This is a genomic window from Collinsella sp. CLA-ER-H7 (assembly GCF_040092345.1).
GTDB lineage: Bacteria > Actinomycetota > Coriobacteriia > Coriobacteriales > Coriobacteriaceae > Collinsella.
Map to the genome: position 1 here is coordinate 105,777 of NZ_JBBNLT010000001.1, position 14,629 is coordinate 120,405.

The window sequence follows — 14,629 nt, forward strand, 5'->3', positions numbered from 1 at the left end:
TAAGTGGCTTTCTTTGCGTGCGGAATCTACGAAAAGTTAACCTGTGCCGCCCGGCCAGGCCCTAGGTTTACTTGCTTGCCGCCTAGATGGCGTCTTGAGTGTCTAGATACTTAGACTGAATTTAATTGAACGAAGGGGGCTCCTTGTTGGCAAGGAGCCCCCTTCTGGTTTGGTTACTTTAGGGTTGTGGGCACTTCCCTATTTGGCGTCGGCCCAGGTTATGCCGGTGCTGGCTTCGGCGATTAGGGGGACGCGGAGGTCTACTACGTGTTCCATGACGTCGCGGACCATGGTGGTTAGGCGCTCGACTTCGTCGACGGGGCACTCAAAGTCCAGTTCGTCGTGTACCTGCAGAATCATGTGGGCGGCAAAGCCCTCTTCTTCCAGGCGGCGGCTCACACGGGCCATGGCGATCTTGATGATGTCGGCCGCGGTGCCCTGCATGGGGTGGTTCATGGCCGTGCGCTCGCCAAAGCCGCGGAGTTGCGGGTTTTTGGCCTTGAGCTTCGGAATATGGCGTCTGCGGCCATACATGGTCTCGGCGTAGCCCATCTGCTTGGCGCGCGCCACCACGTTGTCGAGGAACGTACGCACGCCCGGGTAGGCCTCGTAGTAGCGGTCGATCATGTCGCGCGCCTCGGCCATCGAGATATGCAGCGACTGCGACAGGCCGTAGGCCTGCTGACCGTACACAATGCCAAAGTTCACGGCCTTGGCGCGGCTGCGCAGGTCGGGTGTCACCTCGGACACCGGCACGCCAAATACGCGCGCGGCCGTCTCGGCATGGAAGTCCTCGCCCTCGTTAAAGGCGCGCACCAAGTGCTCGTCACCCGAGAGATGCGCCAGCAGACGCAGCTCGATCTGCGAGTAGTCCACCGCCAAAAAGACGCTTCCCTCGCCTGCCGAAAACGCCGTCTTGACGGTACGACCCAGCTCCGAGCGCGTCGGGATGTTCTGCAGGTTCGGGTCGCTCGAGGACAAACGCCCCGTTGCCGTGATGGTCTGGTTGTACGTAGTGTGCACACGACCGTCACCACGGCGCAGCGGGCCCAGCGTGTCCAGATAGGTGGACTTGATCTTAGACTTCTCACGCCAGTCCAAGATCAGACGCACGATTTCGTGGTCACGCGCAAGGTCGCTCAGCACCTTGGCGTTGGTCGAATAATAACCGCGCTTAGTCTTCTTGAGGCCCTTGGTCGGAAGCCCCATAACGTCAAACAGCACGTGCGAGAGCTGCATGGGGCTGCCGATGTTAAAGGTCTCGTCACCGGCAAGGTCGCGAATGCTTCGCTCGACCTCGGTAATCTGGGTCGCCAGGCCCTCGGACAGACTGCGCAGGCGGTCGGGATCCACGAGCATACCCGCGCGCTCCATCTTGGCAAGTACCGGAACGAGCGGCATCTCGATGCCATCGAACACGTTGACGGCGTTCTCGCGGGCCATGCACTCGCGCAACGGCGCCACGAGCGCCAGCGTCAAGGCCGCCGTGCGAGCGGCAGGTGCCGGAGCGTCCTCGCCGGCACCCTCTGCACCGCGCGCCGCAGGCAGCGCCATCTGCAGATAGGTATCGGCCAGATACGCCTCATCGAACTCGGAGCGGTCGGAGTCCAGCAGGTAAGCGGCAACCACGGTATCGAAGATGCGCGTGGAATCGGCAGACAGCGGATCCATGAGCTCGGGCTCAGAGGAATCGATAGGCGAAAGCTCGTGCAGCAGCGCCTTCATGTCCGGGCTCGCCACGCGGCCCTCCATAAACAGGCGCGCGAGCACGCCGGAGATCACGCCGTGGACGAAGTTGAAGCCATCGACTACGGCAGTGGTACCGCCATCGCCCTCCTCGAGCGCGAACAGGCCCTTGGACGTCGCCAACCACAGCGTGCGCGTCAGTCCAAAGAGCGCGCCCTCTTCCTTGTCGTCGTCCACCACGGCGGCGACCCACTCGCCGGCACCAATCGCGCGGGAGACCTCAGCCGCAACGGCACCAAGCGCGTCGGCATCGCCGGCAGCTGCGCGAACCATCGCAGGTATCTCAAACACACTGGAGGCAGCAGCAGCCCCGCCCTCGCCGCCGATCAGCGCCAAGAAACGGTTCTGCATGGCGGTGATACCAAGCGTGCCCAGCGCCGCGGACACTTCGTCGGCAGAAAACGCCGGGAAGGACGTCGCCTCAAAATCGAGCTCGACGGGCGCATCGGTGCGAATGGTTGCGACCTTGCGGCTCAGCAGCGCATCGTCGATGTGTGCACGCAGGTTCTCGCCCATCTTGCCCTTGACCTCGTCGGCATGTGCGATGACCTCGTCCAGGCTACCGTACTGCGCAATAAGCGCACTCGCCTTTTTGGGACCGATGCCCGGCACGCCGGGGATGTTGTCGGACGTGTCGCCCTTCAGACCATAAAAGTCGGGCACGAGCGCCGGCGTAATGCCGTGATACAGGTCATCCACGCTCTCGGGCGTCATAATCGCCACGTCGGACAGGCCCTTGCGGGTCGAGACCACGTTGACGTGCTCGGTAACAAGCTGATACATGTCGCGATCACCGGTCACCAGCAGCATGTCACAGCCGGCCTGCTCGCCCAGGCGCGCCATGGTTCCCAGGATATCGTCGCCTTCCCAGCCCTCGGACTGCAGAATCGGCACGTTGAGCGCACCGAGCAGCTCCTTGATCATCGGAAACTGCGCGTGCAGATCGGGGTCCATGGGCGGGCGCTGCGCCTTATACTGCGGCAGCATCTCCATACGCACGCGCGGCTTGCCCTTATCAAACGCCACAACAACACCGTCGGGGTTAAAGGCGTCGATCATCTTAAGAAACATGTTCAGAAAGCCAAAAATCGCGTTGGTGGGACGACCGTCCGGCGCGTTCATGGTCGGCGGCACGGCGTGGAAGGCGCGATGCATGAGCGAGTTGCCGTCGATAACGGCAAAAGTGCGGCGCTTGTCAGACATATTGAATACCTCGCTTTGGGCTGGGCACGGTTTGCTCACTCCAGTTTACACGCTCCCCGCCCCGCGGCTACCGCACATCAGCCCCCTGCCACCGTGAGCCCGCGCGTGATACGATGGCTCACGGTACATCAACCAGCACGATCGATCCGAAAGGAGCCTGCGTCATGGAGCGTCCCTGCGCATGGAAAAAGTACACGCCACAGCAAGTCGAGGAGCTCGAGGAGCTTTGCCGCGGCTATAAGCAGTTTTTGAGCGAGAACAAGACAGAGCGCCTGTGCGTCAAGACCGGCATCAAGATGGCCGAGGAGGCGGGATACGTCGACCTGGAGACCGTGATCGCCGAAGGCCGCGAGCTCAAGGCAGGCGACAAGGTGTACGCCGCCAATCACGGCAAGGACCTCATGCTCGTCAACCTGGGCACCGCCCCGCTCGAGCAGGGCTTTAACATCCTGGGCGCCCACGTGGACTCGCCGCGCCTGGACCTTAAGCAGAACCCCGCCTTCGAGGCCGGCGACATGGCTTATCTCGACACGCACTACTACGGCGGCGTCAAGAGCTACCACTGGGTGGCCTCCCCGCTCGCACTCGTGGGCGTCATCTGCAAAAAGGACGGCACCACCGTCGACATCAACATCGGCGACAAGGCCGACGACCCGGTCTTTACCATCTCCGACCTGCTGATCCATCTCTCGAGCGAGCAGATGGCCAAGCCCGCCAAGGACGCCGTCGACGCCGAGATCCTCGACGTGATCGTAGGCGGCCGTCCCGTCAAGTTTGACGAGGACGACAAGGACGCTCCCAAGGAGCCCGTCAAGCAGATGTTCCTGGACATCCTCAAGGAGCAGTACGGCGTCGAGGAGGAGGACTTCCTCTCCGCCGAGATCGAGGTCGTGCCCGCCGGCCCCGCCCGCGACATGGGCCTCGACCGTTCCATGATTCTGGGCTATGGTCACGACGACCGCGTCTGCGCTTACCCCTCCATGCTCGCCCAGATCAATGTGGCCAATGTCGAGCGCACGAGCATCACGCTCATCGTCGACAAGGAGGAGATCGGCTCCGTGGGTGCCACCGGTATGACGAGCCGCTTCTTCGAGAACACCGTCGCCGAGATCATGACGCTCGCCGGCGAGGATAGCCCGCTGGCCCTGCGCCGCGCACTCGCCCGCAGCCGCATGCTCTCCTCCGACGTGTCCGCCGGCTTCGACCCGGGCTATGCCGGCAAGTTCGAGACCAAGAACGCCGCCTTTATGGGTCGCGGCCTGTGCTTTAACAAGTACACGGGCAGCCGCGGCAAGGGTGGCTCGAACGACGCCGACGCCGAATACGTGGCCCTCGTCCGCGACATCATGGACGAGGCAGGCGTGGACTTCCAGACCTGCGAGCTCGGCCGCGTCAACGCGGGCGGCGGCGGCACCATCGCCTACATCATGGCCAAGTACGGCATGAACGTCATCGACTCCGGCGTTGCCGTCCTGTCCATGCACGCCCTGTGGGAGGTCGCCAACAAGGCCGACATCTACGAGGCCTACCGCGGCTACAAGGCCTTCATCGAGCGAGCCTAACCAACCCTTCATCAGTTGCGGTGAAATACGGACTAAACTGGCCCATAAACGGCCAAAACAGACCGTATTCCACCGCAACTTCCTTTTTGGCAGAGGAGAGTTCATGCTGCAGGTCATCATTTCGCCCGCCAAGCAGATGCACGCGGCCCAAGATGCTTTTGAAGTCCTGGGCATCCCGCCCTTTGTGCGCGAGACGGCTCGCCTCCACCGCGCACTGCTAGATATCGAGCGGAATGAAGGCAGCGGCGGCCTGCAGGCGCTGTGGAACGTGAGTGACAAACTGCTGGGACCTTGCCTCAACACCCTGCATGAGTTCGGGCCCATCCTGAAAAGCGGCGATCTCGACAATCCCGCACTCGCCCGTCACCTCTCCCCTGCCATCATGTCCTATCACGGCATTCAGTACCAAAGCATGGCGCCCGAGGTGATGGATTCCGCGCAGCTCACATGGCTGCAAGACCATCTATGGATCCTCTCCGGCCTCTACGGGTGCGTTCGTCCCTTCCATGCCGTCAAACCGTATCGGTTGGAAATGGGCGCGAAGCTCGCCGTTGACGATGCCCGAGACCTCTACGCGTTTTGGAACGACAAGCTCGCGCGGGCTATCGCCCCGACAGGCTCAAACACCACGATCGTCAACCTCGCCAGCGTAGAGTATGCCAAAGCCGTTCTGCCCCACCTCGCGGGCGACGCCACGGCCGTCACATGCCTCTTTGGCGAGGGTGTCCGCAACGGGAAGCCCATCCAACGGTCGACCGCCAGCAAAAAGGCGCGCGGCTCCATGGTGCGGTGGATGGCAGAAAACAAGCTCGAGGATGCAAGCGAACTTACCGCATTCAACATCGGCTATCGGCACATCCCTGAGCTTTCAGACAAAAACACCCTGGTTTTCATGAACGCGCAGGCACTATAGGCCCGCCGTTTCCAAACACCCCGTTACTCCGCCAAGCCATCGGCCTTTGCAATCTCGCTCGTCGAGCCATCTTGGTAGGTAATCTTAACGTGCTCCACCTCGGATACCGCAGCGCCCGCCGGGGGCTCCAAGCGCCATTCCGTCAGCGCAATGTCCATGGTCGTGGGCACGTCCTCTTGATCTTTGAGCTTCACCGTCAGCGTTTTGAGCGTCGCATCAAACGTCACGCGTTCGATTTCTTCGCCCGGAATAGACCCGCCGCTCAGCTGCAGCTGCACAAACTCGTCGCGCGGATACCAATAGTCGCCCGGTGCGGCAACCGTGTTGCCACCAGAAACTTTCATGGTCATAATCGGCAGGCCCTCGTCGGCTTCAAACCCCCAGGTGGCGCCGCCAGGACCGCCGAACGTCCAAATACAAAAGGCAATCACCAGCACGGCAAGCACCGCAAAACCAATCGCAACAAGGCCATGGTGCGCACGGCTTTCCTCGGCCGATACGTCCCATTGCGTCTCTCGATATAGATGCTTGTCTTCCATGTTCGCCTCCCCACAGGCACGCTCGTTGGCCCAATCGTACCCATTCAGGCTATACTTGAGCCCATTACATAAACGGGGAGCTTGCAGTACAAGACGGCAGGCTGAGACTGGGCGCGCCCGCCCTGACCCGCAAACCTGATATGGGTAATGCCAACGAAGGGAGCCGTGCCAATGAGCACACAGACCGAGCCCAAGCTCGTCACGCAAATCGACTTCGCCCGTGCCGGGCAGATCACGCCGCAGATGAAGGAAGTCGCCGAGCGCGAGCATCGCGACCCCGAGTACATCCGCGAGCGCGTAGCCGACGGCCGTATCGCCATTCCCGCCAACATCGTGCACATCAAAAAAGGCATGCGCGCCTTTGGCGTCGGTGAAGGCCTGTCCACCAAGGTCAACGTGAACTTGGGCATCTCGGGCGACAAGGCCGATGCCGCCGAGGAATGGAAGAAGGTCAAGATCGCCGAGGACTACGGCGCCGACGCCATCATGGACCTCTCCAACTCGGGCAAGACGCGCCAGTTCCGCCAGCAGCTCATCGACGAGACGCCGCTCATGGTGGGCACCGTCCCCATGTACGACGCCATCGGCTACATGGAAAAGCCGCTGGTCAAGCTCACCAAGGACGACCTGTTCGAGGTCGTGCGCGCGCACGCCGAGGACGGCGTGGACTTTATGACCATCCACTGCGGCATCAACAAGTCGGTCACCAAGACTTTTAAGGAGACCGGCCGCCTGATGAACATCGTGAGCCGCGGCGGTTCACTGCTGTTTGGCTGGATGGAGGTCACCGGTAACGAGAACCCGTTCTATGAGTTCTACGACGAGTTGCTCGAGATTTGCCACGAGTACGACGTGACGATTTCGCTCGGCGACTCCTGCCGCCCGGGCTGCCTCTACGACTCCAACGACGCCACCGAGACCGCTGAGATGATCGAGCTGGGCAAGCTGTGCAAGCGCGCTTGGGCCGCCGGCGTCCAGGTCATGGTCGAGGGCCCGGGTCACATGGCGCTCGACGAGATCGCCGCCAACATGAAACTGCAGAAGCGCCTGTGCCACAACGCCCCGTTCTATGTGCTCGGACCGCTGGTGACCGATATCGGCGTGGGTTACGACCACATCACCGCCGCCATCGGCGGCGCCATCTCCGCCAGCTCCGGTGCCGACTTCCTGTGCTACGTGACACCGGCCGAGCACCTATGCCTGCCTAACGCCCAGGATGTGCTCGACGGCCTCATGGCCACCAAGATCGCCGCACACGCCGCCGACATCGCCAAAAAGGTGCCCCACGCCCGCGACATGGACGACAAGATGGGCCAGGCACGCCGCAAGCTCGACTGGGACGCCATGTGGAAGTGCGCGCTCGACCCGGTTACGGGCAAGAAGCGCTACGAGGAGTCCCCCGCCGCCACCGAGGGCACTTGCACCATGTGTGGCAAGATGTGCGCCGTCCGAACCGTCAACAAGATCTTCGAGGGCACCACGATCGACCTTGGCATGGAGGACTAGCCCTGTCGCCGCGGCCGCTTCTGGCGGCGAGCCGGTGCCTGTCAATTGTTGACGTGTGAACATTTGCTTGCATTTGCGTAAAGATTGCATCGCCCGCCCGGGTTCGACATAGAGTCGGCCCGGGCATCTTTATAATGCTGGCTTATAGACCCATTTGATTCCGACCGAACAAGGGAGCGAACATGGATCGCAGTAAGGTACCTGCCGTTCTATCCATCGCAGGATCCGATTCCAGCGGTGGCGCCGGCATTCAGGCCGACATCAAGACCATCACGGCGCACCGCCTGTATGCCGAGACGGCCATCACCGCCATCACCGCACAGAACACCCTGGGCGTCACCGCCGTGCAGAACATCTCCCCGGATATTGTCGCGGCGCAGATCGATGCCGTTTTTGACGATATCCGCCCCAACGCCGTCAAGATTGGCATGGTTTCCTCTGCCGAGATTATCGATGTTATCGCTGACCGCCTGAGCGCTTGGAACGCGACAAACGTGGTAGTCGACCCCGTCATGGTAGCCACCTCGGGCGCACGGCTGATTGCCGAGGATGCCGCCGAGGCGCTCACCCGCCGTCTGTTCCCGCTGGCGACGGTTATCACGCCCAATATTCCCGAGGCCATGGCCCTGCTCGACTACGAGGTCGACTCCGAGCGTACGCAGCAAAACGCCGCCATGCTCCTCACCCGCCGCTTTGGCTGCGCGTCCCTCGTTAAGGGCGGGCATTTTGTCAACGAGGCCAACGATGTACTAGCAGAGCCCGCACCGCTCGATGACGAGGGCAACCATCTGGGAGATCCACTCACCACGTGGTTCCGCCACAAGCGCATCGAGACCGACAACACGCACGGCACCGGATGCACGCTCTCATCCGCCATCGCCTGCGCGCTGGCCCAGGGCATGGATCTTGCCGATGCCGTCAACGCCGGCAAGGCCTACCTGACAGGCGCTCTGGCCGCCGGCCTGAACATGGGCAAAGGCTCCGGCCCCGTCAACCACATGTGGCAGTATTAAGATTCGCAGTCCAAAGCCACCGCAAAGGCGCCCGTCCCCTTTGCGGTGGCTTGGGGTCGCGCTACTCACCAAGCATCTCTTGGAGCTTGGCTGCCACGGCGTGGCCCAGGCTCTCGTGGCTTTCGGGCATCATGTGCAGATAATCGATATCGCCCGGCTCGGCAAAATCAGCGGCATTCAAAAAGTCGCAGCCAAACTGTTTAGCAGCATACGCATAGTATTCGGCAAAATGCTCCGAGGCCTCGACGGAGCGCTCGTCAAAGTCGGTCATGTACACATCGGCGATCTGCGGTTTAATCTTGATAGGCGCCATCAGCAGAATACGCGGGCAGGGCGCGGCTTCGGTCCAGGGAAACGCACGGACGGTGCGAATCAGCGCCATGGCACCGTCAGCGATATCGGCAGCTCCCACGCTAAAGACCGTCTTGCAGTCGTTGGTGCCCAGCATAATCACGATCGCATCCAGCGGCTTATGAGCCTCGAGCAGCATCGGCAACGCGCGGATGCCGTTGAGATTAGTGTCCAGATGGCACATGTCGTCGCGTACCGTCGTGCGGCCGTTGAGGCCTTCCTCAATCACGTGCCAGCCCTCGCCCAGGTCGCGCTGGGCCACACCGCACCAGCGCACATCGTGCGCATAGCGTACCGCGGTGCCGTCGCGCATGCCTGCCGGATCATAGCCGTAGGTATTACTGTCGCCAAAGCACAGAACGTTTTTCATCGTAAGCCCTTCCTCTAGTAAAAAGAAAAAGTCGGCGGGAGCAGTCTCTCCCGCCGGATCGACCTATCTGTCAGCACACACCGATTACAGGTACTTGCGCCAATCGTCATCGTCTTCATCGTCCTCGGCGGCAGCCTGGGCCTGCTCGGCGGCGCGGGCAGCCGCAGCGCGAGCGGCAACCTGGGCATAGGACTCCTCGTTGCGCTCGGGGAAGTTTGCCAGCACGTGCTCGAACTTGGCAAAATCTTCGTCCCAGCGCGTAGAGGGCACGGCAAAAAAGACCTGCTTGACCTTAAAGTCGCCCGATGCGAGCTCCTTGCGGAAGAGCTCGGCCACGGCCTCGGCGTCAAAGCCGTTGTTGTCGCAGCCCCAAGCGCCCAGCACGAGCTTCTCGCGACCCAGCTCGTCGCAGATGGCAAGCACGAAGCGGATGCGATCGCGCAGGGCGTCCAGCAAGGCATCGTCACCCACGCGATACTCCTGGCGAGCGCGCTTGGCGTTGGGCGCGGCGGCGACGATTACGTCGGCATAGGCGTGCACATGGTTGCGGTCGAAACGCACCGCGGGCACCACCAGCGCACGGTTGCGGTAAAGCTCGCAGTTGATGTTGCGGCGACGGTTCTCGCCGTACCATTTGCGCTGTTTATCGAGCACGTTGTACAGGTACGAATCGGCACAGAGCGTGGCCTCCTGACCCAGATAGCCCTGGATGTAGCCGCCGCCCGGGTTGGTGAACGAGGCAAAGGCGAGCACGGCCATGTCGCAGAATTGCGCGTAGCCTCGGCCGTTATCCAGAATGGCCTGCGTGGCAGAGGCGTCGAGCACGGTGACCTCGGGCAGGACCGGAGCGGGCTCCTCGGCGGCAGGCGCGGACTCGGTCTCCGTGGCCTCCTCTGCGGGTGCAGGCTCGGCCGTAACCTCGGTCTCGGCGGACGCAACCTCAGCGGTCTCGGCCTCGGCGGCCTCAGACTCCTCGGCAACCTGTTCCTCGACAGCGTCGGCCGCTTGGGCCTTGGCCTTCATCGCCGAGACAAAGCCGGCAGGCATACCATCGAACTCGCACACGCCGGCAAGCGAACGCTCGATATCCTTGGCGCACGCTTCGGAGACAGTTGCCACGTGACGCTCGGCGGCCTTGGCACGGGCCTCGCGCTTGGGATTGGGCTGACCCGCTCGGTTGGACCTGCGGTTACGGTTCCTGTTGTCGACGTCTGCCATACGTGGCCACCTTTCCTGTCGCTGCCGCTATCGGCTTTTCCCATCCATGATACCCCGCCGAGTACAAAAAAGACGGCCCCGAAGGACCGCCTTTCGCATCGATTTACACGCACGGCAAGCACCGCCGCAATTCGCCACTAGTCGCGATGGCCAAGGATGTTCAGGATGCGCAGGAACACGTTGATAATGTCCACGAACAGATTGGACGCCATGAGCACGGCGTTGGGCAGAGTAGGCGGCACCGTCGTGGCAACATAGGTGTCGTAGCCAATAAAGCCGGCGAACACCACGATCACGATCAGATCGGTGATGGTCTGCGAGACGCCCATGAACATCAGCACGATCTCAACCAGAATAGTTGCGAGCAGAATGCCAAAACCGATGCCATATACGCGCTGGAAAAACTTGGGGAACGTCACGCCCAAGGCGCCAAAGACAAAGGTGATGGCGGCCGTGGCGATAAAGGCAGTGTTGATGGTGGGCAGGTCGTAGTTGGCAAGGCCAAACGACGCGGTCAGGCCAAAGGTACTCGCAAAGATTACGTAGCCCACAAGGGACAGGCCCACGGACTGCTTGCTGGCGGCGGCCGACATCATGACCATGCCGACGATGGTCAAAATAAACGAGCCAAAGACCAGCGGCAGGGCGGCGCCGCTCATCATCATGCGCGCAAACGACATGGTGCTCGTAAAGTAGGCGCCGGCGCCCATGGCGCAAAAGCCCAAGAAGATCAGGGCAGACATGGCGAGATTGTACGCGCGCGGCGACATCTCCTTGGCGCGGCTTGCGCCGCTCTCGACGGGGCCGTTCTGAAAGCCCTGGATATCGTTCATAGGTTCGTCCTTTCAAAAAGTGCCGTGAAAGACGGCGCAGCAGGTGACAAGATTCCTGTCATTGTACCCGAATGCCGTACGTCCTTACCCACGGCGCTCGCCCTCGAGCGTACGGTCGAATGCCCACACCCACCAACGCATCAGATGGGCCTGCGAACCATCTGGTCGTTCGCGCGTCTGGTCCTCCAGATACAACTCGGTCGCGTGCCCGCCAAAACGCACCTTATAGGTTGCCGTACGGATGCCGTGAACCGTCAGGCCAAACCCAGTGGTCGAGACAATCTCGTCAATCGTAAAGCAACGACCGTCGACCCAGCAGACGGTGACCGGCACGACCTGCCCGCCCGCGAGGATGCGAGCCACGACGTCCACATACTGCTTGTGCACGCGCCGAGTTTTGCCATCTGTCTGTCGATATTCCATGCCTCCTATTATCGAACGCATGTTTGCATGTTGTAAAGCGAACAGACTGTGGTTTTGGAGTGTCGTAGTAATCGCACGTGTCCGCATGGCGTGTTAGCAAATAGAACACCCGCGGTCAACAGGGCTAATATTCAATTTTAGTGCCAAAAAGTTCACTTCTCCCATCAGAACTCGGTAAAGAAACCCACAGGAGGTGATACGATTTATCATGTTTTTGTAACGTGTCTGCAAACTTCGAGAAAGCCCATATATGGACGTAACGTTCTCAACCTTCCTCGGCCAAATTGTGTCGAACCCAGTCCTTGCCGTCACCGTGATCCTCGCGTTGGGCGCCATCTTCGTCAATGGATGGACCGACGCGCCCAACGCCATCGCGACCTGCGTCACTACGCGTTGCATGCCCGCCCGCGCCGCCATTCTCATGAGCGCCGCATTCAACTTCCTCGGCGTGCTCATCATGACGCACTTTAACGCGAGCGTCGCCAACACCATCTCACATATCGTCGACTTTGGCGGAAACAGCACCATGGCGCTCGCGTGCCTCTGCGCGGCGCTGTTCTCCATCGTCGTCTACGGCGCCACAGCGTCGCGTTTTGGTATCCCCACCTCGCAAAGCCACAGCCTTATCGCCGGCCTGACCGGTGCCGCTATCGCCCTCGGCGGCGCGAGCAGCGTCAACGTCCACGAATGGATGAAGGTCATCTACGGCCTGGCGCTCTCCATCGGTCTGGGCTTTGTCATGGGCTGGATCCTGTGCAAACTCGTCTCGATTCTGTTTGCCGCCGCCAACAGGCGACGTGCCAACGTCTTCTTTAAATACGCTCAGATCGCGAGTGCCGCGGCCATGAGCTTTATGCACGGCGCGCAGGATGGACAGAAGTTCATCGGCGTGCTCTTTTTAGGCGTGGCCTTTGCCAGCGGCCAGACGAGCGTCGGCGATGCAGGCATCCCCATCTGGATTATGCTGCTGTGCTCGGCCACCATGGGTATCGGCACCAGCGTGGGCGGCGAGCGCATCATCAAGTCCGTCGGCCAGAGCATGGTCAAGCTCGAAAAGTACCAGGGCTTCTCCGCCGACCTCGCGGGCGCCGCGAATCTGCTACTTGCCACCCTTACCGGCATCCCCGTGTCCTCCACGCACATCAAAACCTGCGCCATTATGGGTGTCGGTGCCGTCAAGCGCCTTTCGGCCATCAACTTTGGCGTCGTCAAGGACATGATGTTCACCTGGTTCTTCACCTTCCCTGCCTGCGGACTCATCAGCTTTGTCATGGCCAAGCTGTTCATGATGTTCCTCTAATCAAACCGAGCGTCCATCCGGACCGCAACACTTCGCCCACCCGTCTTCACCTCGAAAGGACCCACCCATGGCAAAGAAACCCGATTCGTTCTACTTTGACAACTACGTCGCTTGCGCTGACCTCGCCGTTCAGGCAGCCGAGCTGCTCACCAAGATTTTTGAGAACTTCGACCCCACGCAAATCCATGACATGCTCGATAAGATGCATGCGATTGAGCATGCGGCAGACAAGAAGCACCATGAGCTCGAAGACGCCTTGCTCACCGCCTTTATCACCCCGCTTGAGCGCGAGGATCTGGACCTGATGAGCTGCTCGCTCGACACCGTGCTCGATCGTATCGAGGGCGTAGTGCAGCGCGTCTACTTCACCAACATCCAGAGCATCCATCCCGATGCCATCGTGATCGCCCACAAGGTGACCGACGCCTGCCGCGCCATGAAGGACCTGATGGTCGAGCTGCCCAACTACCGCAAGTCCAAAACGCTGCGCGAGCTGGTCATCCAGATCAACACCATCGAGTCCGAGGCCGACGAGCTCTATATCAACGCCATGCGCAACCTGCACGTTAACGGCAAGGATCCGCTCGAGGTCATCGCCTGGCGTGACGTGTACGCCTTCCTGGAGTACTGCGCCGACTGCTGCGAGAATGTGGCCGATGTCGTGGATTCGATTGTCATGAAGAACAGTTAATTGGGGGTACATGTCCCACCGGTCGCGGGCCCGGCCACTAATAACCTTTTTCACTCCGGCTGCAAGCAGAGTCGTTCAAAAGGTTATTAGTGGTCGGGCCCGCTCCCTTATGTACCCCCATTGGGAACTTTGGCTGATAGTTATAGTGCAATGGGGGCTTGGCTGAAGGGACCTTTGGTATCCGTTCGGACACTTTGGCCCTCGATGAGCGTTTGACTGATTGCTGCTTTGGGTACTGTTTGGGTTACTTTGGGTTTGTTTGATTTTTAATTGTTGGAGGGCTTGTATGTCTTATTTGGATCTGGCTCGGGGTCGGTATTCTTGTCGTGAGTTTGAAGATCGGGCTGTAGAGCAAGCTGTTGTGGATGCCATTGTTGAGGCTGGGCGGATTGCTCCTTCTGCTTGTAATAATCATCCAACCCGTGTGATGGTGTTGGATACGCCTGAGCTTCTGGAGAAGGCTGCTGTTTGTCAGCCTCGGTTTGCTCGTGATGGGTCCATCTTTGGCGCTCCGCTCATCTTCCTTATTTGTAGCGTTACCGATGATGCTTGGGTGCGCCCGTATGATCAGATGAATTCCAGCGAAATCGATACGTCCATCGTGTGTGATCAGATGATGATGGAGGCCACCGAGCAGGGTCTGGGAACGTGCTGGGTATGCCATTTTAAGCCTGAGGTGGCACAGGAGCGGTTCAACCTGCCCGAGGGCGTCTACCCCTATCACATGCTCGTCTGTGGCTATCCTGCCGACCACATCGCCGATCCCGAGCATCGCGAGGCCCGCACCATTCCCCTCTCCGACTTCCTCCTCAAGTAGATTTTTGGGACATGCCTTAAAACCTACCCTTGACCGTTCATCCGTTCGCCGAGTTCTGCGCCACTATGTGCAGGGCTCGGTTTTTATGTTACGCACCCCGGCACAGTCATAAAAAAGGACCCGCAAGCTGCGGGTCCTTTCTAG

The 14,629-nt window shown here is 60.6% G+C and carries 13 protein-coding genes and 1 riboswitch; of the genes, 7 read left to right on the forward strand and 6 right to left on the reverse strand.

What is annotated here, in order from left to right; all coding sequences use genetic code 11:
- Window positions 1-198 precede the first annotated feature (198 nt).
- Window positions 199-2,949, reverse strand: a complete 2,751-nt coding sequence (gene polA / locus AAAX75_RS00470; protein ID WP_349090771.1) for a DNA polymerase I — start codon at window positions 2,947-2,949, stop codon at window positions 199-201.
- A 164-nt stretch (window positions 2,950-3,113) separates the two neighbouring features.
- Here polA and AAAX75_RS00475 point away from each other — a divergent pair, with 164 nt between their 5' ends.
- Entirely contained in the window at window positions 3,114-4,511 is a 1,398-nt protein-coding gene (locus AAAX75_RS00475) for an aminopeptidase (protein WP_349090772.1), read from the forward strand.
- 103 nt (window positions 4,512-4,614) lie between these two features.
- On the forward strand, window positions 4,615-5,424 hold the full coding sequence (locus tag AAAX75_RS00480; protein WP_349090773.1) for a YaaA family protein: 810 nt from the start codon (window positions 4,615-4,617) through the stop codon (window positions 5,422-5,424).
- Between the two features lie 23 nt (window positions 5,425-5,447).
- Here the strand turns inward: AAAX75_RS00480 and AAAX75_RS00485 are convergent, their stop codons facing one another.
- The gene (locus tag AAAX75_RS00485) at window positions 5,448-5,963 is read right to left on the reverse strand and encodes a hypothetical protein (RefSeq protein ID WP_349090774.1); all 516 of its coding nucleotides are present in this window, start codon (window positions 5,961-5,963) and stop codon (window positions 5,448-5,450) included.
- Between the two features lie 63 nt (window positions 5,964-6,026).
- Window positions 6,027-6,142, forward strand: a riboswitch (TPP riboswitch).
- Here AAAX75_RS00485 and thiC point away from each other — a divergent pair.
- Window positions 6,135-7,469, forward strand: a complete 1,335-nt coding sequence (thiC, locus tag AAAX75_RS00490; protein WP_349090775.1) for a phosphomethylpyrimidine synthase ThiC — start codon at window positions 6,135-6,137, stop codon at window positions 7,467-7,469. Its footprint overlaps the riboswitch before it by 8 nt.
- Window positions 7,470-7,651: 182 nt before the next feature.
- Window positions 7,652-8,482 (forward strand): bifunctional hydroxymethylpyrimidine kinase/phosphomethylpyrimidine kinase, encoded by an 831-nt coding sequence (thiD, locus tag AAAX75_RS00495; protein WP_349090776.1) that lies wholly within the window; start codon window positions 7,652-7,654, stop codon window positions 8,480-8,482.
- Window positions 8,483-8,543: 61 nt separating this feature from the next.
- On the opposite strand, the gene AAAX75_RS00500 is transcribed toward thiD, so the two are convergent.
- From AAAX75_RS00500 to AAAX75_RS00515, 4 genes are all read right to left on the reverse strand, one after another.
- Window positions 8,544-9,203: an SGNH/GDSL hydrolase family protein gene (locus AAAX75_RS00500; protein WP_349090777.1), complete on the reverse strand. Its 660-nt coding sequence runs from the start codon at window positions 9,201-9,203 to the stop codon at window positions 8,544-8,546.
- An 84-nt stretch (window positions 9,204-9,287) separates the two neighbouring features.
- Window positions 9,288-10,421: a TIGR02452 family protein gene (locus AAAX75_RS00505; protein ID WP_349090778.1), complete on the reverse strand. Its 1,134-nt coding sequence runs from the start codon at window positions 10,419-10,421 to the stop codon at window positions 9,288-9,290.
- 137 nt (window positions 10,422-10,558) lie between these two features.
- Window positions 10,559-11,254 carry a Bax inhibitor-1 family protein gene (locus AAAX75_RS00510; RefSeq protein WP_349090779.1) on the reverse strand — a complete coding sequence of 232 codons (696 nt, stop codon included), beginning with the start codon at window positions 11,252-11,254 and terminating at the stop codon, window positions 10,559-10,561.
- A gap of 84 nt (window positions 11,255-11,338) precedes the next feature.
- Complete coding sequence (locus tag AAAX75_RS00515; RefSeq protein ID WP_006234236.1) at window positions 11,339-11,677, reverse strand: hypothetical protein; 339 nt, start codon at window positions 11,675-11,677, stop codon at window positions 11,339-11,341.
- Between the two features lie 250 nt (window positions 11,678-11,927).
- Between AAAX75_RS00515 and AAAX75_RS00520 the strand changes: the two genes are divergently transcribed.
- The 3 genes from AAAX75_RS00520 to AAAX75_RS00530 all read left to right on the forward strand — a co-directional run bounded on the left by AAAX75_RS00520 (window position 11,928) and on the right by AAAX75_RS00530 (window position 14,485).
- Window positions 11,928-12,977 carry an inorganic phosphate transporter gene (locus AAAX75_RS00520; protein WP_055309823.1) on the forward strand — a complete coding sequence of 350 codons (1,050 nt, stop codon included), beginning with the start codon at window positions 11,928-11,930 and terminating at the stop codon, window positions 12,975-12,977.
- 67 nt (window positions 12,978-13,044) lie between these two features.
- Window positions 13,045-13,668, forward strand: coding sequence for a DUF47 family protein (locus tag AAAX75_RS00525; protein WP_195919441.1), 624 nt, complete (start codon window positions 13,045-13,047; stop codon window positions 13,666-13,668).
- Window positions 13,669-13,954: 286 nt separating this feature from the next.
- The gene (locus AAAX75_RS00530) at window positions 13,955-14,485 is read left to right on the forward strand and encodes a nitroreductase family protein (protein ID WP_349090780.1); all 531 of its coding nucleotides are present in this window, start codon (window positions 13,955-13,957) and stop codon (window positions 14,483-14,485) included.
- Window positions 14,486-14,629 lie beyond the last annotated feature (144 nt).

What these genes read in the sequence shown, in the direction of transcription:
- polA (WP_349090771.1), bottom strand. Translation starts at nt 2,949, where the DNA reads ATGTCTGACAAGCGCCGCACTTTTGCCGTTATCGACGGCAACTCGCTC.
- AAAX75_RS00475 (WP_349090772.1), top strand. Translation starts at nt 3,114, where the DNA reads ATGGAGCGTCCCTGCGCATGGAAAAAGTACACGCCACAGCAAGTCGAG.
- AAAX75_RS00480 (WP_349090773.1), top strand. Translation starts at nt 4,615, where the DNA reads ATGCTGCAGGTCATCATTTCGCCCGCCAAGCAGATGCACGCGGCCCAA.
- AAAX75_RS00485 (WP_349090774.1), bottom strand. Translation starts at nt 5,963, where the DNA reads ATGGAAGACAAGCATCTATATCGAGAGACGCAATGGGACGTATCGGCC.
- thiC (WP_349090775.1), top strand. Translation starts at nt 6,135, where the DNA reads ATGAGCACACAGACCGAGCCCAAGCTCGTCACGCAAATCGACTTCGCC.
- thiD (WP_349090776.1), top strand. Translation starts at nt 7,652, where the DNA reads ATGGATCGCAGTAAGGTACCTGCCGTTCTATCCATCGCAGGATCCGAT.
- AAAX75_RS00500 (WP_349090777.1), bottom strand. Translation starts at nt 9,203, where the DNA reads ATGAAAAACGTTCTGTGCTTTGGCGACAGTAATACCTACGGCTATGAT.
- AAAX75_RS00505 (WP_349090778.1), bottom strand. Translation starts at nt 10,421, where the DNA reads ATGGCAGACGTCGACAACAGGAACCGTAACCGCAGGTCCAACCGAGCG.
- AAAX75_RS00510 (WP_349090779.1), bottom strand. Translation starts at nt 11,254, where the DNA reads ATGAACGATATCCAGGGCTTTCAGAACGGCCCCGTCGAGAGCGGCGCA.
- AAAX75_RS00515 (WP_006234236.1), bottom strand. Translation starts at nt 11,677, where the DNA reads ATGGAATATCGACAGACAGATGGCAAAACTCGGCGCGTGCACAAGCAG.
- AAAX75_RS00520 (WP_055309823.1), top strand. Translation starts at nt 11,928, where the DNA reads ATGGACGTAACGTTCTCAACCTTCCTCGGCCAAATTGTGTCGAACCCA.
- AAAX75_RS00525 (WP_195919441.1), top strand. Translation starts at nt 13,045, where the DNA reads ATGGCAAAGAAACCCGATTCGTTCTACTTTGACAACTACGTCGCTTGC.
- AAAX75_RS00530 (WP_349090780.1), top strand. Translation starts at nt 13,955, where the DNA reads ATGTCTTATTTGGATCTGGCTCGGGGTCGGTATTCTTGTCGTGAGTTT.